Origin of the sequence: Epilithonimonas xixisoli (assembly GCF_004365655.1) — a bacterium.
In the GTDB taxonomy this organism is placed as follows: Bacteria; Bacteroidota; Bacteroidia; order Flavobacteriales; family Weeksellaceae; genus Epilithonimonas; species Epilithonimonas xixisoli.
The window spans coordinates 1,278,651-1,298,380 of sequence record NZ_SOEO01000001.1 but is presented as its reverse complement, the minus strand read 5'-3'; the positions used below and the strand labels follow the sequence as shown (position 1 = coordinate 1,298,380).

Genomic DNA, 19,730 nt, shown 5'->3' with positions numbered 1-19,730 from the left:
CCTTAAAAATATTTTCAATAATTTAAAAAAAATCCTTGCGCCCTCTTGCGTTAAAAATTATAATATATTCCCAATTAAATTCCCTCCAAATAATATCTTTTCCCTATTTTCGTTGAAAATGAAACAGACTTTGTCAAAGTTCTAAATCTTTGACAAAGTTTTCCAGAAAATGTATTTCGGATGAATTCAAAAAAAATAATAATCGCTTCAATGCTTTCTCTTTACGGGATTTCCGAGGCGCAACAATCTCAATATTTTACAAAGAACGAAGATTATCATTTCGGTTTGGCAGATAATCTCTACCAGACCAAGATCTACAACGCTTCGCAATACGAATATTCCAAACAATATTTCTACAACAAGAATCTTAGCAATTCCAGAAAGGAAGCTTCGGCATTTTTCAGCAACGTGATTGGCGTGATTCTTCAGCAACAATATGCGGAAGAAGGTCTGAACGCTTTTATGAAAGAATATCCTAATTCGGCTTATTTTGCACAGGCCAATGGACCTTTGGCGGATTATTATTTGGCTAAAAAAGATTTTGAGAAAGCGTTGGAAACTTTGCAGAAAGTCAATCAATATCAATTGAGTAAAGAGGAAAACACACAACATATTATGAAGTTGGGTTACGCCAAGTTTATGACCGGCGACTCTGCCGGCGCGATCGAGGCTTTGGAAGAATCTTTCAAATCGGCGGACGAGACCAGCAAACCTGCGATTTCTTATATGCTAGGACATTTGTATTATGCTGACAAACAGAATGATAATGCCTTTATCTATTTTGACCAGATCAAAAATAATGAGGAATATGAACATCTCGTGAAGCCTTATTATGTTCAGATGTATTACAATCAGAAGAATTATGACCTTGCCATTTCGGAAGGAAATGAACTTCTTAATAATGGAAAATCAACCAATTACGATACGGAAATCCATAAGATCGTTGGTGAAAGTTATTTTATGAAAGGCGATTACCAGTCGGCTTATCCGCATTTGAAATTGTTCTTGGACAAAGAACAAACGCCTTCAGAATCTGACCTTTACGAGATGGGATTTGTTTCCGCTCAGTTGAAGAAAAATGACGAAGCGGTTGGCTATTACAACCAATTGATCAACAGCAATTCTCCGTTGGCTCAAAACGCTTATTACCAATTGGGAAATGCATATTTGGAAACGGGGAAAAAACATGAAGCATTGTCTGCGTATCGTAATTCTTCACAAATGAATTATGACCCGAAAGTTCAGCAATTGGCTTTGGAACAATATGCAAAATTGAGTTACGAACTGGGAAATCCGTTTGAGAATTCATCGAAAGTAATTCAGAGGTACATTGATAAATATCCGAAGAGTGCGAAAATTCAGGAAATGAGGTCGCTTTTGGTTAAATCTTATCTGTATTCGGGAGATTACAAAGCGACTTTGGATGCACTTGGAAAGCTTGACCAGAAAACGAACGAGACCAAAAAAATAGAGCAGGAGGTTTCCTACCTTTTGGGTTCTGAGGAATTCAACAAAGGGAATTTTGATGTGGCTGAAAAATATTTCAAACAAAGTCTTCAATCTAATTTAAATAAAGAATTTTACAAGAAAGCGCAATATTGGTTGGGTCAAACCTACTATCAAAAAGGCGATTACAAATCAGCGATTGCAACTTACACAAAACTCGAAAATGAAACATCGGAAGGCTTTCCAGAGCGTGAGCAACTGGATTACGATTTAGGTTATGCTTATTTCAAGGCTAAGGATTTTGCTTCGTCTCAGGAATATTTTAAGGAATATCTGAGATTCCCGAAACAGGAATTCAAAGCGGATGCAGAATTGCGATTGGCGGATACATATTATGCTAACAATCAGTTGAATGAAGCTTTAGATATTTATAACAAAACCGAAAACGCGAGCGATTACACTTTGTATCAAAAATCTTTGGCTTTAGGTTTCAAAGGTGATACGGTTGCAAAAATTGCGGAATTGAAAACCTTGATCTCAAAATATCCAAATTCTGAATATGTGGATGACGCGAACTACGAAATCGGAACGGCTTATGCGCAGAATGATGATTTTAATAATTCAAATTCATACTTCGATAGAGTCATCAAATCAAGTCCGGACAAAGATTTGGTAGCAAATTCCCAGATCTACAGAGCGCAGAATTACATCGATCAAGATCAAACTGATAAAGCAATTGCTGAGTTCCAGCTTTTGGCAAATCAATATAAAAATACAGCGTTTGCCGAAAAGATTGTTTTGGCTTCCAAACCTGCTTTCGTGAAGAAAGGTGACGTTACCGGCTACGAACAATTTGCTAAAACTTTGAATGTGAAAGTTGACACTTCAGAGATCAATGAGATCAATTTCAATCTGGCGCAGGAGAGTTTTGCTAAGAAAGATTATGCGAAAGCCGTTTCTTACTACGAGAAATATCTGGAGCAAAGTCCAAGTGGTGACAATCTTTTCAAATCTCAATACGAGTTGGGCGAAAGTTATTATCAATTGAAACAAATTGACAAAGCGATGTTGCCGTTGCAGAATGTTGCCGATTTCCAGAATGATTATCAGCAAGATGCGCAGGTTCGATTGGCTCAGATTTACATTTCACAAGATAAAATTTCGGATGCGAAAAAATATCTGGAACAAGTTGCCAACTCAACGAATGTGAATATCAAAAACTTCGCTTCGATTGAATTAATGAAAATCTACGCAGACGAAAAGAACTTTGCCGAAGCGGAAAAATTCGCCAACACAGTAATTGCAAATTCGAAAAATTCTGCAGCGACATTAGAACAGGCGAAAGTCATCAAAGCAAGAAGTCTGATGCAACAATCGAAAGACAAAGATGCGCAAGCGGCTTACACAGCTTTAGAAAAATCTTCAAACACAGAAGTTGCGGCGGAAGCGCTTTACGCAAAAGCTTTCTATCAAAACAAAGGAAAAGCCTTCAAATCGTCCAATGAAACCATTTTCAAATTGGCAAATAATTATGCTTCGGAAGAATATTGGGGCGCAAAAGCTTTGGTGATTATGGCGAAAAATTATTTGGCTTTGAAGGACAATTACCAAGCGAGTTACACATTGGACGAGATCATCAATAATTACGGTGATTTCCCAGAAGTTGTGGCGGAAGCGAAGGAAGTGAAAGCGCAGATCAAGAAGTAAAATATAAAGGTTACAAATTTTTAAATCAATTTTTACCCCGACCCTAAAGGGAGAATTGTTTTAAAAATTTCATTAAAATTACTCCCTTTAGGTTTGGGGAAATAATTTTGATGAAATTTTAAAAAATAAAAAAATAAATGAACAAACTGAAATATATCGCCGTTCTGGCATTTTTAGGAACTTTTGGAATTTCGGAAATCGGAGCACAGATCAAAGAAGAGCAACTGATCCTGAACAGAAAACGTGAACCTGAAGTTAAGAAGATCGAGAAGAAAAAAACGTCTGTCATCCAAGAGAAAAATTATCCGCCGGAAAATAAGAAGAAGGAAGATTCTCTCAATCTGAAATATGATATTGTGAATGTTCCCCCGGTTTCTGACTTCAAAACGACCGAGATCCAAAGCGAAGATATTTCTCCAAAATTCAACAATGATTTTCAGTCCAATTATTTCAGATTGGGTTACGGGAATTATGGAAAGTTCCTGGCAGATGCGAATATCTCGGGAAAAGTGCAGGACAATGTGGAAGTAGGAGCGGACGTTCATTATCTATCGACGACTGGACTGAAGAAAGATTACGATTGGGATTCAAAAAGCAGTCAGGCAAAGATTGGCGCTTATGCGAACATCTATGCGGAAAAAGGAAAGTACAATCTGGACGCGAATTATGGTTTTAACAATTACAATTACTATGGAATCTATGCTTTTACGCCTGAAAACTCTGATTTGGATCTACAGCAAAAAGTCAATAAATTCAGCGTCAATGCTTCTTACGACCATTATTCCAACGAGATTTTGAATAATGTAAAAGTACGGTCATATTTCCTAAGCGACCATTTCAATGCGAAAGAAAGTTATGCTGATGTTGAACTGAATTTGTCGAAACACGATTTTGCGATTAGCAATGACATCACGGCAAACGCAGATCTGGGAATCGATTTGGAAACCGTTAATTCAAAATTCGAATTGTTAGATCAAAATAATTCCAACCAACTGAATTTCACTTTGTCTCCAAAAGTCACTTTCTACAAAGGCGAATCTTATTTGTTGATCGGGTCGGATTTTAGTTTTCTTAATTCAAAATTATCCGATTTTACGGGAGAAAATAAAGGAAGCAAATTCTATTGGTTCCCAAGAGCGGAAGTTTTGGTTGCGGCGGCAGATGAATTCAAATTCTATGGAGGAATCGATGGCGGTTTGAAGTTGAACACTTACGGAAATCTTTTGGAGGAAAATCCATTTCTGATTTCTGATTTGACATTGACACCAACTGAAACTAAATACCATTTCTATTTCGGTTTGAAAGGCGATATTGACCAAATGTTCAAATATGATGTGAATGCAGGTTTTAGTAAAGTGAATAACGCTCAGTTTTTTGTGAGTAATGGTTTGTTTAATAATTCAATTGCTGTGGAAAGACCTGGATTTGATTACGCAAACACTTTTAATTCAATCTATGACAACGGAACATTGATGGAAATCAAAGGAGATTTACAAGTGTTCCCGATGGAAAATCTTACAGTAGATGCAGGTTTACACTTTATAAAATATAAATTGGACAATTTGGAAGAAGTTTATTACAAGCCTTTGGTTCAATTAAATCTTGGTGCAAAATATACAATGCTGGAGAAAAAACTGGCACTTGGTTTTAAAGGATATTTCGTAACCGATAGAACTTCAAATGCTTTCAGTCTTTATCAAGACCCACTTACATCCAACGGTTACAACTCAATGGAGTTAGTGAATGAGAAAGTTGGCGGTTATGCAGATTTAAATTTGTCCGCAGAGTACAAACTTCACAAAAATTTCAGTATTTTCGCACTCGGAAATAATCTTCTAGGTGCCAAATATCAAAATTACTTGGGCTACAAAGTTTTGGGAGCACAGGTTTGGGGAGGTGTGAAAATTACTTTTTAATTAATAATGGCTTCGTAGTTCAACTGGATAGAATATCGGATTTCGGCTCCGAGGGTTGGGGGTTCGAATCCCTTCGAAGTCACAAATTACTTTTTAACAACAAACAACGCCAATGAAAATCATTGGCGTTGTTTTTTTTGATTTTCATATTAAAATCAATTAAAATTATGGTACTCTTTCGGTATGTAAGTTCCTCTTTAGTTAAATAATAATTTCAAATGGTGACAAACTAAATTTTGATAGTTTAAAACTCAAACTAAAATATTTCTGTGTTCGTTTACATAAAGTTGTTGATTTTATAAAATAATTAAGCAAAATCATTTTGTAAATTAATATTTTTACAAAAAACAACAAATGATTAAAATAGCCATAATAGAGGACGAAACTGCCATCCGCAAAGAAGTCAGCTACCTCATAGAGCAAGAAACTGATACACAGATTATCGGCTGGAGCGCAGATATTACAAATGCGATAAAACTGATTGAAGAAAAAAATCCTGATGTGATTCTGATGGATATCCAACTTCAGGATGGGACGGCTTTCAATATTCTTAAAAATCTAAAGACTTTACCGGAAAATATTATTTTTCTTACGGCTTACAATCAATTTGCTATTCGTGCGATAAAATATGGTGCGTTGGATTATTTATTAAAACCGATTGACCATATCGAGCTAAAAGAAGCTTTGGAACGTTATCGACGGAAAAAAGAAAACAATCCGCAATGGATGAAACAAATCTCTCTTTCCGAACATTCTTTGGAATCAGACGCTATTCCGGAAACCATTGCCCTGAATTCTATCAACAACGTACGAATCATCAAAGTTCAGGATATTATCTATTGCAAAGGCGAAGGTCCATATACATTTTTCTTCCTTAATAATGGTGAAAAGGAACTGATTTCCAAACTACTGAAATTCTATGAAGAACTATTGTCTGCTCCAAATTTTCTCAGAACGCATCAATCGTATTTAGTTAACAGAAAATATATTTCCTGCATCAAACAATCTGAATATTTGTTGCTGAATAATAACGAGGAAATTCCCATCTCAACACGTCGCAAAAGTTTTATCCTTAATCAGTTATTTCCGGTAAAATGAAAAATAAAATGATTCGTTTTTGTATCACTTTGATTTTGATATTGACTGCTTTTTCGTGTGAAAAAGAAGAGGAAATCTCTAAAGATTTGGAATCCTTTAAAGCTCAAATTAAAAATTTATCAGACAAAAAACCTTCGCCCAAAAACAAAGATTCGATTTTGATGGCGTGGAAAAACATCGAGGAAAATCCACTCATTAAAAAAGATACCGAGCTACAAGCAAGGGCTAAATATTATGTCGGGAGAGTTTATGGAATGTCTGGCGAAATGGATTCCTCCCAAATCTATGTGGAGAAAGCGTTGGAACTGATTGAAAAGACCAAAGGAAATCTTGATACAAAAGCTTTTGTTTACAGCGGAATGGGTAATTTGTCCAACAGCAAAGCAAAAGAACATCAGGCCAATTATTACTATAACAAGGCTGCGACGATTGTATTGTCAAGTGATAGTCTGGAGATGCCACCGGTTGCGAAAACCATTATCCTTCTCTCTGGGGCGCAAAGTAATAACGTTCTCTATCAGTACGATTTGGCTCAGAAAATGAATAAGGCGGCACTTGATTTATCCCCACAACTTTCTCCATTTCATACCAATCGCCAGCGTCCGCTCACTCAGATGATTATGGTATTTGGAAAGCAGGACAAGTTGGACAGTATTCCGCCGTATATCCGAAAACTAGAGCAATTGCAGAAAGAAAGTCCGAAAGAATATAATATAAAACATTTGTACGACAGCAAATCGAGATATTTTGAATTGACTAAAAAACCAGATTTCTTACTTTATTATCAAAAACTGAAAGCTAATTTGGATGAGGAAAGTTTAATACAAGACCCGCAAGAACAGGTCAATATCAATAATCTGCTAAATAGCTACCTCAATATTTCTGCAGTTTATATTGTGAAAAAAAATATTCCAGAGGCGAAGGAATATTTGCAATTATCGACACAGTTGATCCAAGAAAATAAAGAACTTATTTCCTTTGATGCAAACATATTGTACAAAGAAAACCTATCAAAACTTTTGAATCTGGAAGGTAAATCTCGTGAAGCTTTTGAGCTGATGCAAGAAGTATCAGAACTTCAAAAAGAAAATTTTGAAACTGAGAATACGCAGGCTGTTGCTGAGATGAACTCTCTTTCTCAACTTCAGGCAAAAGACAAGTCTATTAATTCATTGAGTAAAAATATTAAAATCAACGAATTACAGCTTCAGCAAAACAAACTTTGGCTTCTTATCACGTCGTTGCTTGCTCTGTTGCTCATCACTTTTATCGGATTCTTTTATTATAATTACAGACAAAGAAGAGTGGTTCAAGAGAAAGAAAAACTACTGAATCAACAGCAATTGTTGCGAACACAGATGGAACCACATTTTATTTTCAATACGCTTTCTGCGCTTCAAAGTTTTGTTCGTCTTGATAAAAAAGAAGAAGCTATCAAATATCTTAATCAGTTCAGCCGACTTTTGCGAAGCAGTATGGAGCTGAGCCGTGAAAATCTTGTTCCTCTGGGCGAAGAAATGGAAGCTTTGAACAATTATCTAAGCCTTCAGCAGATGCGTTTTGAAGATGCGTTCACTTACGAAGTTATCAGACCGGAAGGAGAGGACACTTGTGGGATTATGGTTCCGCCGATGTTGTTGCAACCTTACGTTGAGAATGCCATTTTACACGGAATTGATTTGTCTGATGGTTCTGCGCACATCAAGATTCAGTTTTTCTTGAAGGACGGAATTTTGCATGCTAACATTACCGATAGCGGTAAGAATGAAACCAATGAGACTGTTAAAATCACCGCTCGTTATCAGGCATTATCAGTAACGAACGATTGAAGTTATTGGGAAAAAACGGAAGCATCGAAACCATTAAAAACGAAAAAGGAACAACGGTAACTTTGAATATTCCGATAAGTAATTAAGTTTTAAATATTATTTTATTTTCAAACTAAATGACGAATTGTAAATTATTTACATTTTGTTGTCGTTGGCTTTTATGTCGTGCGCAGAGTTTAAAGATTGAAATTAAATCATTGATTTTGTTTAAAAATATTCCATTTTTGCAAGATTTTAATTATTTAAATTTAAAGAATTCCTTATTGTAATAAGTATTTATTCTTGTATTTTATATAATTTTATGAAATATCAATTTTAATCATAGTTCTTTGATGAATTCGTAAGAAGTACCAATGAAATTTTCGATATGAGAAGTCAATGATAAAATTCAAAGCTAATTATTTGGTTTAAATTTTGTTCGAAATATTGCTCTATCAATGCTAACTCTCAGCATAAAAACACAACTTGAATGAAAAAAATATTAATACTATTCTCTATCCTTCCTTTTTTAGGAATGGCCCAGGAAAAAAGAATAAAAATTATAGAGCCAATTATTAGCACAAATATGAAGGTCACATCGTTTGGTTGTGATTATATTGATGAAGATATGTATCTGGTTAATAAAGATTTTGTTGTCTATGAAAATTGTAATAGTCGTAAAGTTTTGCATCCTGATATGAAATCTTTCCGGTTTCCAAAACATAACGAAAGAGGATTTTTCGCATTAGATAAGAATGGAGTTTATTTCCGAGGAGAAAAAATTAAAACTGATACCACGGGATTTAAGATTATTGGCAGAAATAATAATTATGAAAATCCCGAAGTGCTTTGGAAAATAAAAGATGCGGTGTATAAAAACAACAAGACAATATCCGTTTCAGATGTAGAAACCTTTCAGGTAGTTGAATGTTTTAATGGCTATTATTTCAAAGACAAAAACTATGTCTATTATTTTGATAAGATGATAGAAAACTCTGATGGCTCATCTGTCCAAAAATCCTGCAACGAATTTACTTTTGATAAGAATAACGCTTATTTAAAAGGCGAAATCATTACCTATAAAAACGAAAAAATAATTCCTGTAAACGATGTTTTTTTGAAGACTTCTACATTTGTTTTAACTAGAAATAATGACAATTTCACCATCCATCCAAATGTTGATACAAAAACATTGAGAGGACTTTCCAGAAGCTATTCTGTAGATGATAACAATGCGTATTATGGTACAGCAGTTTTGCCTGTAAAAAAAGAAAATTTAAAAAATGTCAAAGTTTGGGACCAGGTAAACAGAGCCTATCTTTCGGATGGGGAAAAAGTGTACTCAAGAGATAATGACCTTAAAAATAATTTTGATGCCAAAACATTTGGAATGCTCCCACATTCAGATTTTTGTTTCGATAAAAACGGAGTTTATGAACGGGAATGGATTGAAGCTGATAAGAAAGTTATTTATGTGAAATTTCCTTTTAAATACAATAAACCCATCAGCGAAGACAATCTTTTTATCACAGATGACTCAAGATATATTGTATACGAAAACCAAGCTTATGACCCTTGGGACAAAAAATTGTATGAAAATCTAACTTCAGAACAAATCAATCAGGCAAAAGAAAATAAATTAAGACTTGATAAAGTTGGAAATTCTAAAATCGAAGTCGATGAAACCTATGATTATTTGTTGTACAAATCCGGCAATACAATCTATTGGGATGGTAAAAAAACGATTGCTGATGCGGGTACATTCGGTAGTGTAAATGGCGTTTTCTATAAAGATGCCAAAAATGTTTACAACTATAGTAGAGGAGTAGGATTACAAGTGATAGATGGTTTGGACAAGGAAACTTTAGAACCAACTTTCAACGGTTTTTTAAAGGATAAAAACTTTCTTTATCATTATCATCACAAAATTATTAAATCTAAAAATATAGAATTATTGGGCATTTTCACTGGTTATAGGAAAGGTTGTAGCCAAGATAGAAGTCCGGGTTCAAACTATTATCTTTTCAAAAATATCGAGGGATATTGGCTTGTTCAGATTTCTGATAATGTAACGATTCGAAATTTAGGCAACAAACTTCCAAATCAACAAGAATGGATTCCCAATCTAAAACAAAATTTTGAAAATTGATTTTATATTCAAATACTTGAACAAACTTAAAAAAAACATAATTAAAATGATACAAACAGGCGATAGTGTGTACACCACACTCCATTATGCGGGAGGACAAAGTACAGGAAAGATGACTTATTTTGCGGATGAGTTTTCTTTTGTCCCAAACGCAACTGATAATTTGACCAAGGGATTGGCAGCAAAGAGCCAACGTCAAAATTGTTCTTTCAAATATGATGAAGTAAGTTTTCTGAAAAAAGGAGGTTTTCTTTTTTTTAAAGTAATTGCTATAAAAATATTGCTGGCCGATGGTACAGAAGAACAACTTAGCTTGTATTCCAGAAAAACAAATGACGTCTTTGAATTTTTAAAATCCAAAGTTCCATCATCCAGTATTAAATAAATATTTGTTGTCTGATTTCAAGATAGATTTTCAAATTTAAATTTATTTAAATCTTACAAGAATTTCTCAATATTAGAACAACTAAAGTTCAGCGACTATTCCTCCATTTAACTTTTACAAACACATATGGATTCTAAAGGTTTCGATTGTCTGCCAATAAAAGCTATGTATATCAGTGACTTTTGGTCTATGTGTTAAAGTGTAATCTTAATGAAATTTTTTATGAAAATTAAACCAACAGACGAAATCAAAAAGAATCTGTTATCCAACATACAACCAATTAGGAATTTTCCAAAAGCGATAGATTTCCCCTTCGATAAATTATATGTTGAAATAACAACTCAAATCCGTACAACCGAAATTTCATCTGAGTGCATTTTATTCGATAGTGTAGAAGCCGTAAATCAAACGAAAGAATTTTCTGACAAAGAGTATTGGAAAGAAAATTATACGCAAGATGAAATTGCAAAATTTTGTATATTCGGACAAAATGGTCAAGGCGACCTTTGGTTGTTTGACATTGAAAATAAAATTTATTTCTATGACCACGACAAAGAAGAAATGTGCAGAGAGAATTTTATAGAACTTGATTTGAACTTTGAAAAATGGTTGGTATTTGCAGATCTAAACAAACAATTGGACGAGATTTATGGCAAAGAGAATGAAATTAATGAAAAACAAAAAGCTGAATACAAAGAAAATCTTGCTGAGTTGAGTAGTGTTTTATTGTCAAAATATCCATTTAATATTTAGTCCAAAAAAGACTTTAAATAACTAAGGTTTTCATCATAAAGAAGGTGTTTTTTTATTAAAAATATGTTGATGATTTAGAAATATTATTTATTTTGCTGAGTGCAAAAGTTTTTAATATCTTCGAAAGTTTATAAAAAACACAAATGCTTGTTAAAAAAAGTTTCACATTCAAAGGGATTTTCGAATTTGCGGGTAACCATTTCTGGTGGCTTATTGCGTATATGCTTATCGTTTCGATTCTCTATCAAGTAGTCGGTTGGCATTGGATTTCCATCCCTTGGTTGCCAGTTTCACTCGTTGGGACTGCGGTCGCATTTTATGTTGGATTCAAAAACAATCAAAGTTATGACCGTGTTTGGGAAGCCCGCAAAATTTGGGGAGCCATCGTCAATAGTAGCCGAAGCTGGGGTGTGATGGTTAATTCTTATGTTAAGAACAACCAATACTCTGACCAGGAAATCAAAAAAATAAAAACAGAACTTATTTATCGTCACATCGCTTGGTTGTACACTTTTCGGGAGCAGTTGTTGGTTCCGACACAATGGGAACACGTGAGCCTGAATCATCATTTTGCAAGAATTGCTTCACGAAGAAGAGAGAATTTCGGAGTGGGACAATTTCAGGATTATCTGAATGGAAAACAACAGCAAAACTACTTTGCCAACGAAAAAGATTGGGAAACGGCTGCCAACAAAGCTACACAAATCATCAACCTGCAATCACAGAATTTAGCAGAGTTGGAAGAGCGTGATTTCCTGCATATGCGACGACAGCTCGATATGCAAAATATTCTGAACGATTTTTACGATCATCAGGGCAGGGCAGAGCGCATCAAAAAGTTTCCTTTGCCACGTCAATACGCCAATTTAAGTTTTATTTTCAATTGTATTTTTATATTTCTTTTGCCATTAGGAATTGTGGCTGAGTTTGCTAAACTGGGCGATGCTGGAGTTTGGTTGATGATTCCTTTTGGAACAATTGTCGGGTGGATTTATGTCGTCATGGAACTGATCGGCGATTACTCAGAAAACCCTTTTGAAGGATTGGGAACCGATATTCCGATGCTGTCAATCTGCAGAACCATCGAGATTGACCTGCTTCAGATTCTGGGTGAAACCGATTTACCAAAACCGATCATACCTGTGAATGATGTTTTGATGTAAATACATTTCCAAATTTAAAAAAACAAAACACTTTTGATGCACACACTTCTTCCTTTTTTCCTCGCAATGATTGCGATTATTGTTCTTCTCAATATGTGGGCTACAAAACTCCGCATTGCATATCCTATTTTGCTTGTAGTTGGCGGATTGGCCATCAGTTTTATTCCGGGTTTACCCGTCGTAAAGATAGATCCGGACTTGATTTTCTTTATTTTTCTACCACCATTGTTGTTCGAGGCAGCTTGGTCAATTTCATTTAAAGAAATGAAAAAATGGTGGCGCATCATCGGAAGTTTTGCTTTTCTGGTTGTATTTTTCACGGCGCTTACGGTCGCATTATTTACCAATTACTTCATCCCAGGATTCACCATTGCATTAGGATTTCTCCTTGGCGGAATCGTTTCACCGCCCGATGCAGTCAGTACGGGAGCGATTATGAAATTCGTGAAAATTCCCAAATCAACTTCTGCAATTCTCGAAGGCGAAAGTCTCCTGAACGATGCATCCTCGTTAATTATCTTCCGTTTTGCATTAGTCGCTGTCGGAACCGGACAATTCATTTGGCAGGAAGCTACTTTGAGTTTTTTATGGATGGTGATCGGTGGCGCCGGAATCGGTTTGCTCATTGCATGGTTTTTTGTTCAGGCGCACAAACGTTTGCCAACAGACGCACCTTCCGACATCGCTCTGACATTAATCGAGCCGTATTTAATGTACTGGATTGCTGAGCAAGTTCATAGTTCTGGCGTAATGGCAGTTGTTTGCGGCGGTTTGTATATGTCTTCCAAACGGTTGGTTTTTCTCAATAGCGCCAGCAGAATTCAGGGTTACGGCGTTTGGGAAAGTTTTGTATTTATTTTAAATGGAATTGTTTTCCTCATCATCGGTCTCGAACTTCCCGAAATTGTTGCCGGAATCAGATCTGAAGGAATTCCGCTCGGAACTGCAATTGGCTACGGCGTTTTGGTAACCGGAATTTTAATTGCTGCAAGAATAATAAGTTCTTATGCAGCATTGATTGCAACCTTAATTTTCCGACCAAGTGTAGCGCCAAAAGCGACGTCCAACAAAAGCCGTTTTTTAATGCCATTATTGCTGGGCTGGACTGGAATGAGAGGTGTAGTTTCTTTGGCAGCAGCTTTGGCAATTCCCGTTACTTTGAGCAATGGTGAGCCTTTTCCACATCGTAATTTGATTTTGTTTATCACTTTTGTTGTGATCTTGTTAACGCTTTTAGTTCAGGGATTAACGCTTCCGATTTTCATTAAAAGAATGAAATTTTTTGATGAATTAATTCTGGACGAAAGCGAAGAATCGACCAGACTTCAAATGAAACAAGGCCTGAAAAAGCACGTTTACGAAGTTCTGAAAGATAAATACGAAAATAAATACCAAGGTAATCTAATCATAGAAAGGCTTCTGAAGCAATGGGAAGAACGCGCCAAAGCTACTGACGACAGCTGGATGAACGATGAAACCAAACAAATTTTCGTAGAAATCCTCGAAAGCCAACGGGAATATCTCGCAGAATTGAATCAAGATCCGAAAATTAATGAGGAAATCATCCGTCAACAATTGTATCAAATTGATTTGGAAGAGGAAAGGTTGAAGATCATTTGATTTTAGCCAAAAGAATATATTATTGCAAACTTTTACAGCTTGATATTTCCTTTAGCAACAACATATTCATGTAATTGATTTCCAAAAGCAACCGCTAAAAGTGATTAGATTACGAAGTTGTAAAATCCCCGCTATTAATATGATTGATACTGCAGACGGCATCGAAATATGTAACCCTAAACTTCAAATAATAATATACGTACTGACAACAATTTAGCTTTTTAAGAAATAACGATTAGCGATTTTTGGAAGTACATTGATGCCTTTCGATATATTGGCAAAATCAATAGAAATCAATAACCAATCTTCCGGATAATTCAGCACTAGGCAAAATTACCTCAGAAAGTGAAATCATCAATATTCATGTTTTGAACGTTTATAAAAAGGCGATGTAAATAGATTTGTAATTGATATGGCTTCGCTGGAATAATAAATGTTAACTACTTTATTTGCTACTATCACAGAGTTATGAAATTTATTTCATTTAGAATAATTATTTATAATAGATTTAACAGATGAGTTTATTAGAAAGATAAGTAGTAAAGGCATTTTTTCTATATTTTTGCGCAGTAATTTTAATAACGTATCATTATGAACGAACTCATCGAAAAAATCAACACGGAATTTAATGCTTTCAAAGCTGATGCAGAATTGCAATCAGAAAAGTCGAACAAGGCAGCGGGAACAAGAGCTCGTAAAGCTTCTTTGATTCTTGAAAAACTATTGAAAGAGTTTAGAAAAGAATCTTTGGACTCATCGAAAGCATAATGATTTATCAAAAAATAAACCTTGTCCAAAACAAGGTTTATTCATTTTATAAGTGTAATTTAAGATGTAGTTATCTTCTTTTTATTTCTAAATCGTAAAGTTATACTGATTAACATTTGAAGTCTAATTTAAAATAAAACAATAGAAGCAAGCTTGTTTAGATCTTCTACAAAAGTATTCGAGAAATTAACTGCTGAGGTCACAGCGTCAATAATTTTTTTTGACGTTTTAATATTAAAAATTCTAATTTCCAAATTTTCATTAATCTAAAAATATCAATTTTATCAAGCTTTTAATGTCTTGATTTTAAATATTTAAAGAATAAAATTTATCTTTGCCCCAGAAAAATTATGATAATACAAAGAGCACATATCAATGTAAATCTATGCGATAGCCCTTCACCAAAGGGACTATTCGGATACGAATGGATGATATGGAATGAGGCGAAATGTACTTGCTTTGAAAATTATTTACTGTAAACTCGTAAAAATTTAATCAAAATACTGCAGAAACGCCTCGATAATCGGGGCGTTTTTTGTGTTTTTAAGGTCGAAATTATTTAGAATGAAATAAAATAACCATAAAAGTGAAAATAATTTAATCAACAATGAACAAATAATTAGAAAATAAGACGTGATAGGAAAACCAATGAGAGACAGTCATTTAGGTAAAATCGATATCTGTAAAATATTACGGACAGGATTTTCTTATTTTCAATTTAAATCATAATTGATTGATAATCAATAATTTAATTAAAAAATAGATTTGTGAATTCGAAAAATTCATATTTACTTTGCAACCGAAAATTGAAAGCAACAACTTTTCAATTTTTCAAAAAAGACATTTTTAAAACAACAAGAATATAATGAAACAATTACATCACATAGCTAATCAATATTCAAAACTAAACGGACAGGAGCCGAAAGGATTGGTATATATTCTAGGAAGTGAATTTGTGGAGAAAAGGTGCTTATATAATGGGTCAGCTAACGAACTGACACGTCAAAAAATATAGAGCGCCTCCCAAGAAGAGGCGCTTTTTTTATGGTTTCTTTAGCTTATTTGGTAAAGCGCCGGTTTGTGGCACCGGAGAACAGGGTTCGATTCCCGAAGATACCCAAAGTTATAAAATCTCATAGCTCAATTGGTTAGAGCACCAGTCTTTTAAACCTGGGGGTTGAAAGTTCGATTCTTTCTGGGATTACAAAGATTCACGGAAAAAATTTGGCTCCGACTGTCTCTCGGAAAAGAACTTTGAAGTGAATCTGAAAACTGGAAAGATAACGGTGGTTGTTTACCCGTCTTGGACGCGGGAGGTCGCAAGTTCGAATCTTGCTTTCCAGACAATTTGCTCCATTAGCATAGAGGTTAGTGCGTTCGGCTTTCTACCGAACGACAAGGGTTCGATTCCCTTATGGAGTGCAATAGATTTCGTAACTCAACGGATAGAGTATAGGTTTTCTAAACCTAAAGTTACAGGTTCGAATCCTGTCGGAATCACAATTAATTAATGTTAATTGTTTCAAAGAGAGAAAGAAAAGGTTTGTCAAGAGCAGGAGTTCTTTATACAAAACACAAATTACAATAGACGGACTTTTTCTTAACTCGAAATTAAAATTTAAATGAAAATCGATTATCAATTATCATTTATAAATCTGATGGTTCGCCGAAGTGGGAGAGTCGGGGCGGTCTGCAACACCGTTGTGAAAACTGAGTGGGTTCAAATCCCATAGCCATCTCAAATAACTAAAATGAGATTAGTTCCGAAGAAAAAGAAAAGTTTGTCGAGCGAAGAAGTTCATATATCAAACCAAAAATTAAAGACAGGCTTTGTTTTTCTTCACATTGATTCATACTGTAATTGGTCAGCACACAAGATTTTGATTCTTGGAGTTCAGGTTCGAAATGCAAAGCATTCGTGAATACAATGAATAAAATAAAAAGATAATGAACAATCCTGATGAATCAGCAAATTTTTAAATAGTTAAAAGTAAAACTTATTAACCAAAACCTGCGGAGATGGCGGAACTGGCAGACGCACTTGATTTAGGCTCAAGAAATTGAGGGTTCGACTCCCTCTCTCCGTACAATTTTGTGAATGAGAATTCGCCAATTATTAATATTAAAAAACTTTCAATATGAAAACAGAATACCTAACCAATTTCAATGTCGCGGGATTTACCTACTATGAAGGAGCTAGCATTTTCAGCAAACTCAAAATCGGTTCTCAACTGAAGTTGAAATTAGAAGAAAACAATAAATACGATGCAAAAGCCGTGGCAATTTATTATGAGAAAAGCAAAATCGGTTTTATCCCAAGAACTGAAAACAGAATTTTCCACAAAATGTTGAAAGTAGGACTAAAGAAAAACCTCAAAATAACCATTCAAAGGATTTCTCCAAACGAAAATCCGGAGAAACAAGTTCAGGTGGTGGTGCATCTGATGGGATAAAGAAAGGAAACGGAAAATTTTCCCACTTACAATAATAAATTCTAATCTACGCAAATTGATTGCGCACTTTGGGTTTTACTTTGCATCATCAATTAGAAATAACACTAAAATTTAGCAATAAATCTTAGTCAAAATATCAGACAGGTCACGTTGAGCGTTTCGGTATATCGCCATTGCAGAAGGGTTTGTTGAGAAACATTATCCATTTCTGTTCAGCTTGATTTGAAGGTTTAGAAGTTTTCCAAAAAACTTCCCAATGTCTAGGTATGAAGGTTCGAATCCTTCCTGTTTTTGAACAGTAGCTAAACGGTATAGCAATAGATTTTTATGCGCGGGTTCGATTCCCGTCTTCACTTCAGGGTGATGTAGCTCAGTTGGTCAGAGCACTACGCTTTTAACGTAGGTTTTTGGAAACAGGCTCAAAATCTGTATCCGACAGTCGAGTTTTTTAAATGTTTTCTCATTAATAAAAACATTTCCAATAGGAAAATTCTGAGGTTTTTTCGGTTGTTGAATCAACAATTTGAAGAAGCTTGCAAGAAAAGATGATTTTGAAAAGATAAAGTTTAGTTTGATAAACAATTGGTCGTTGAATCTATATTTTTAAACGGAGATTTTAAAATGAACAACTTGTTTTTTGCTTTTGCATCAATGAAGTTAACATTAAAAATCAAAGCGTTAAAAATCAAATTTGATATCAAGTTTTGAAATAAACAGATTTTTTCTGAACCGCTTTTCTTCCGCTATTTTTTGGATGAGAGAATTTCAGAATTTCCTTTTTTTATAATATTTAATAAAACATAAAAATAAAATAGAATGATTAAAAATGTACAAATTAAAGCATATCAAGTAGGTTTGGTTTTCAAAAACGGAAACTTGATTGAGATTTTGAAAGAAGGTAATTACTGGCTTTTCGGAAACAAATCTGTAGAAATTTTTGAAATGAAATCCCAGTTCAAAACAGGAGAAGATTTGAATCTTTTGTTGAAAAATCAAAACTTGGCTTCAATGATAGAAGTTGTTGAAGTGAAAGATGGCGAAATTGTTTTGGTTCATGAAAACGGAATTTTCAAAGACGTTTTAAATGTCGGTCAATACGCTTTCTGGAAAGGAATTGTGAACAGAGAATTTCAAAAAGTAGATTTAACGAAAGTTGAAATCACAGAGAATATTTCTAAAACAATTTTGGAAAATGTGAAGTTGAAAACCTTCGTCAGAAAGTTTGTGATTACCAATCAATACAAAGGTTTGTTGTTGATTGACGGTAAATTGACCCAAGTTTTGGAATCCGGAACGCTCTACTTTTGGAACAACGAAACTTCCATCGAAGTGAAAGCCATCGACACGAGAATGCAACAAATGGAAATCGCCGGACAAGAATTGTTGACGAAAGATAAAGCGATGTTGCGAATCAATTTTTACGTGCGTTACCAAGTGGAAAACGTGGTAAAGGCCTTGATGAACAACAAAGAATACGATAAACAATTGTATATTTTGATGCAATTGGCATTGCGAGAATTCGTTGGAGCCTTGACTTTGGATGAATTATTAATTAAAAAAGATTCTGTTGGCAAAGAAATCTTGGAAAATTTGGGTGGAAAAGCCGATGACTTAGGTTTGAAAGCTTCTGACGCGGGAATCCGGGATGTAATTTTGACTGGCGAAATGAAAGAAATTATGAACCAAGTCTTGATTGCCGAGAAAAAAGCGCAGGCCAACAGCATTATGCGTCGTGAAGAAACGGCTTCCACAAGAAGTTTGCTCAACACTGCAAAATTGATGGAAGAAAACGAAACGTTGTGGAAATTAAAAGAAATGGAATATATGGAAAAAATTGCCGACAAAATCGGTGACATCACAGTTTCCGGAAACAGCAATATCGTTTCTCAGTTAAAAGAGATTTTTGCGAGATAATTTTAAAAAATCTATTAACAGAAAGACCAACTCGTAATTGAGTTGGTCTTTTTACATTTTTAGTTGGGATATTCTTCTGCCAATTTTTTATCCAAAATAAAAGGAACTATAGGAAGCACGGAGGCGATGAGATAAATTCCAATTCTTATCAAGCTCCATCGGTATTTCACTGCTGCAAGCACAAGGAATACAAGGAACACCAAAAACAAAACACCATGAATCCATCCAAAATATTTCACAGCTTCCGGAATGTTGAAAAAGTATTTTAAAGGCATCGCAACAAAAAGCAAAATGAGATAAGAAATACCTTCTACTACTGCTGTTTTTCTATATAAATTAATCATTTTTATTATTGAGGATTTATGTCATTTTTTTATTCTCTACAATAATAATCGATTTCAAATTAAAAAGCAACAACTCATTTTTTTAGTGGGAGATTTTGCCTAAGTTTTTTGTATTAGATATGGACGTGATTAAATTAATTTTCCTTTAATCCCCTTGTTAATCCTAGTTTCTAAGTTATAAATCAATAACTTTACTGCTCAATGTT

14 protein-coding genes and 8 tRNA genes are annotated in these 19,730 nt (G+C 34.5%); 20 read left to right on the top strand and 2 right to left on the bottom strand.

The genetic code is table 11. The features are described from left to right. The first annotated feature begins 180 nt into the window (after positions 1-180). The 19 genes from B0I22_RS05935 to B0I22_RS05850 all read left to right on the top strand — a co-directional run bounded on the left by B0I22_RS05935 (position 181) and on the right by B0I22_RS05850 (position 17,266). Positions 181-3,153 carry a tetratricopeptide repeat protein gene (locus B0I22_RS05935; protein WP_133943713.1) on the top strand — a complete coding sequence of 991 codons (2,973 nt, stop codon included), beginning with the start codon at positions 181-183 and terminating at the stop codon, positions 3,151-3,153. A gap of 137 nt (positions 3,154-3,290) precedes the next feature. After that, positions 3,291-5,069 (top strand): TonB-dependent receptor, encoded by a 1,779-nt coding sequence (locus B0I22_RS05930; RefSeq protein ID WP_133943712.1) that lies wholly within the window; start codon positions 3,291-3,293, stop codon positions 5,067-5,069. A gap of 8 nt (positions 5,070-5,077) precedes the next feature. Beyond that, positions 5,078-5,151: transfer RNA gene (locus B0I22_RS05925), tRNA-Arg, on the top strand. 272 nt (positions 5,152-5,423) lie between these two features. Then, positions 5,424-6,167 (top strand): LytR/AlgR family response regulator transcription factor, encoded by a 744-nt coding sequence (locus tag B0I22_RS05920; protein ID WP_133943711.1) that lies wholly within the window; start codon positions 5,424-5,426, stop codon positions 6,165-6,167. Continuing rightward, on the top strand, positions 6,164-7,996 hold the full coding sequence (locus tag B0I22_RS05915; RefSeq protein WP_246022151.1) for a sensor histidine kinase: 1,833 nt from the start codon (positions 6,164-6,166) through the stop codon (positions 7,994-7,996). Before B0I22_RS05920 ends, B0I22_RS05915 begins: the two co-directional genes overlap by 4 nt. A gap of 469 nt (positions 7,997-8,465) precedes the next feature. Further along, the gene (locus B0I22_RS05910; protein ID WP_133943710.1) at positions 8,466-10,124 is read left to right on the top strand and encodes a DKNYY domain-containing protein; all 1,659 of its coding nucleotides are present in this window, start codon (positions 8,466-8,468) and stop codon (positions 10,122-10,124) included. Positions 10,125-10,170: 46 nt separating this feature from the next. Next, complete coding sequence (locus tag B0I22_RS05905; protein WP_133943709.1) at positions 10,171-10,509, top strand: hypothetical protein; 339 nt, start codon at positions 10,171-10,173, stop codon at positions 10,507-10,509. 222 nt (positions 10,510-10,731) lie between these two features. Next, positions 10,732-11,262 (top strand): SMI1/KNR4 family protein, encoded by a 531-nt coding sequence (locus tag B0I22_RS05900; RefSeq protein ID WP_133943708.1) that lies wholly within the window; start codon positions 10,732-10,734, stop codon positions 11,260-11,262. A gap of 143 nt (positions 11,263-11,405) precedes the next feature. Continuing rightward, positions 11,406-12,425, top strand: coding sequence for a bestrophin family protein (locus B0I22_RS05895; RefSeq protein ID WP_133943707.1), 1,020 nt, complete (start codon positions 11,406-11,408; stop codon positions 12,423-12,425). Between the two features lie 36 nt (positions 12,426-12,461). After that, positions 12,462-14,045: a Na+/H+ antiporter gene (locus B0I22_RS05890; RefSeq protein ID WP_133943706.1), complete on the top strand. Its 1,584-nt coding sequence runs from the start codon at positions 12,462-12,464 to the stop codon at positions 14,043-14,045. Between the two features lie 591 nt (positions 14,046-14,636). Beyond that, positions 14,637-14,813 (top strand): histone H1, encoded by a 177-nt coding sequence (locus tag B0I22_RS05885; protein WP_133943705.1) that lies wholly within the window; start codon positions 14,637-14,639, stop codon positions 14,811-14,813. A gap of 1,046 nt (positions 14,814-15,859) precedes the next feature. Then, positions 15,860-15,932 (top strand) — tRNA-His (locus tag B0I22_RS05875). A 10-nt stretch (positions 15,933-15,942) separates the two neighbouring features. Beyond that, positions 15,943-16,017: transfer RNA gene (locus B0I22_RS05870), tRNA-Lys, on the top strand. Positions 16,018-16,085: 68 nt separating this feature from the next. Then, a tRNA-Pro gene (locus B0I22_RS16100) sits at positions 16,086-16,157 on the top strand. A 6-nt stretch (positions 16,158-16,163) separates the two neighbouring features. Continuing rightward, a tRNA-Glu gene (locus B0I22_RS05865) sits at positions 16,164-16,235 on the top strand. Between the two features lie 5 nt (positions 16,236-16,240). Then, positions 16,241-16,313, top strand: a tRNA-Arg gene (locus B0I22_RS05860). Between the two features lie 157 nt (positions 16,314-16,470). Continuing rightward, positions 16,471-16,552, top strand: a tRNA-Cys gene (locus B0I22_RS16095). 274 nt (positions 16,553-16,826) lie between these two features. Continuing rightward, positions 16,827-16,900, top strand: a tRNA-Leu gene (locus B0I22_RS05855). A gap of 51 nt (positions 16,901-16,951) precedes the next feature. Continuing rightward, positions 16,952-17,266, top strand: coding sequence for an HIRAN domain-containing protein (locus B0I22_RS05850; protein WP_133943703.1), 315 nt, complete (start codon positions 16,952-16,954; stop codon positions 17,264-17,266). Between the two features lie 198 nt (positions 17,267-17,464). On the opposite strand, the gene B0I22_RS16090 is transcribed toward B0I22_RS05850, so the two are convergent. Continuing rightward, positions 17,465-17,620 carry a hypothetical protein gene (locus tag B0I22_RS16090; RefSeq protein WP_166668181.1) on the bottom strand — a complete coding sequence of 52 codons (156 nt, stop codon included), beginning with the start codon at positions 17,618-17,620 and terminating at the stop codon, positions 17,465-17,467. Between the two features lie 462 nt (positions 17,621-18,082). Here B0I22_RS16090 and B0I22_RS05835 point away from each other — a divergent pair, with 462 nt between their 5' ends. Continuing rightward, entirely contained in the window at positions 18,083-19,180 is a 1,098-nt protein-coding gene (locus B0I22_RS05835) for a slipin family protein (protein WP_133943702.1), read from the top strand. Positions 19,181-19,239: 59 nt separating this feature from the next. Here B0I22_RS05835 and B0I22_RS05830 read toward each other — a convergent pair whose 3' ends face one another. Next, complete coding sequence (locus B0I22_RS05830; RefSeq protein ID WP_133943701.1) at positions 19,240-19,524, bottom strand: DUF3817 domain-containing protein; 285 nt, start codon at positions 19,522-19,524, stop codon at positions 19,240-19,242. Between the last annotated feature and the right edge of the window lie 206 nt (positions 19,525-19,730).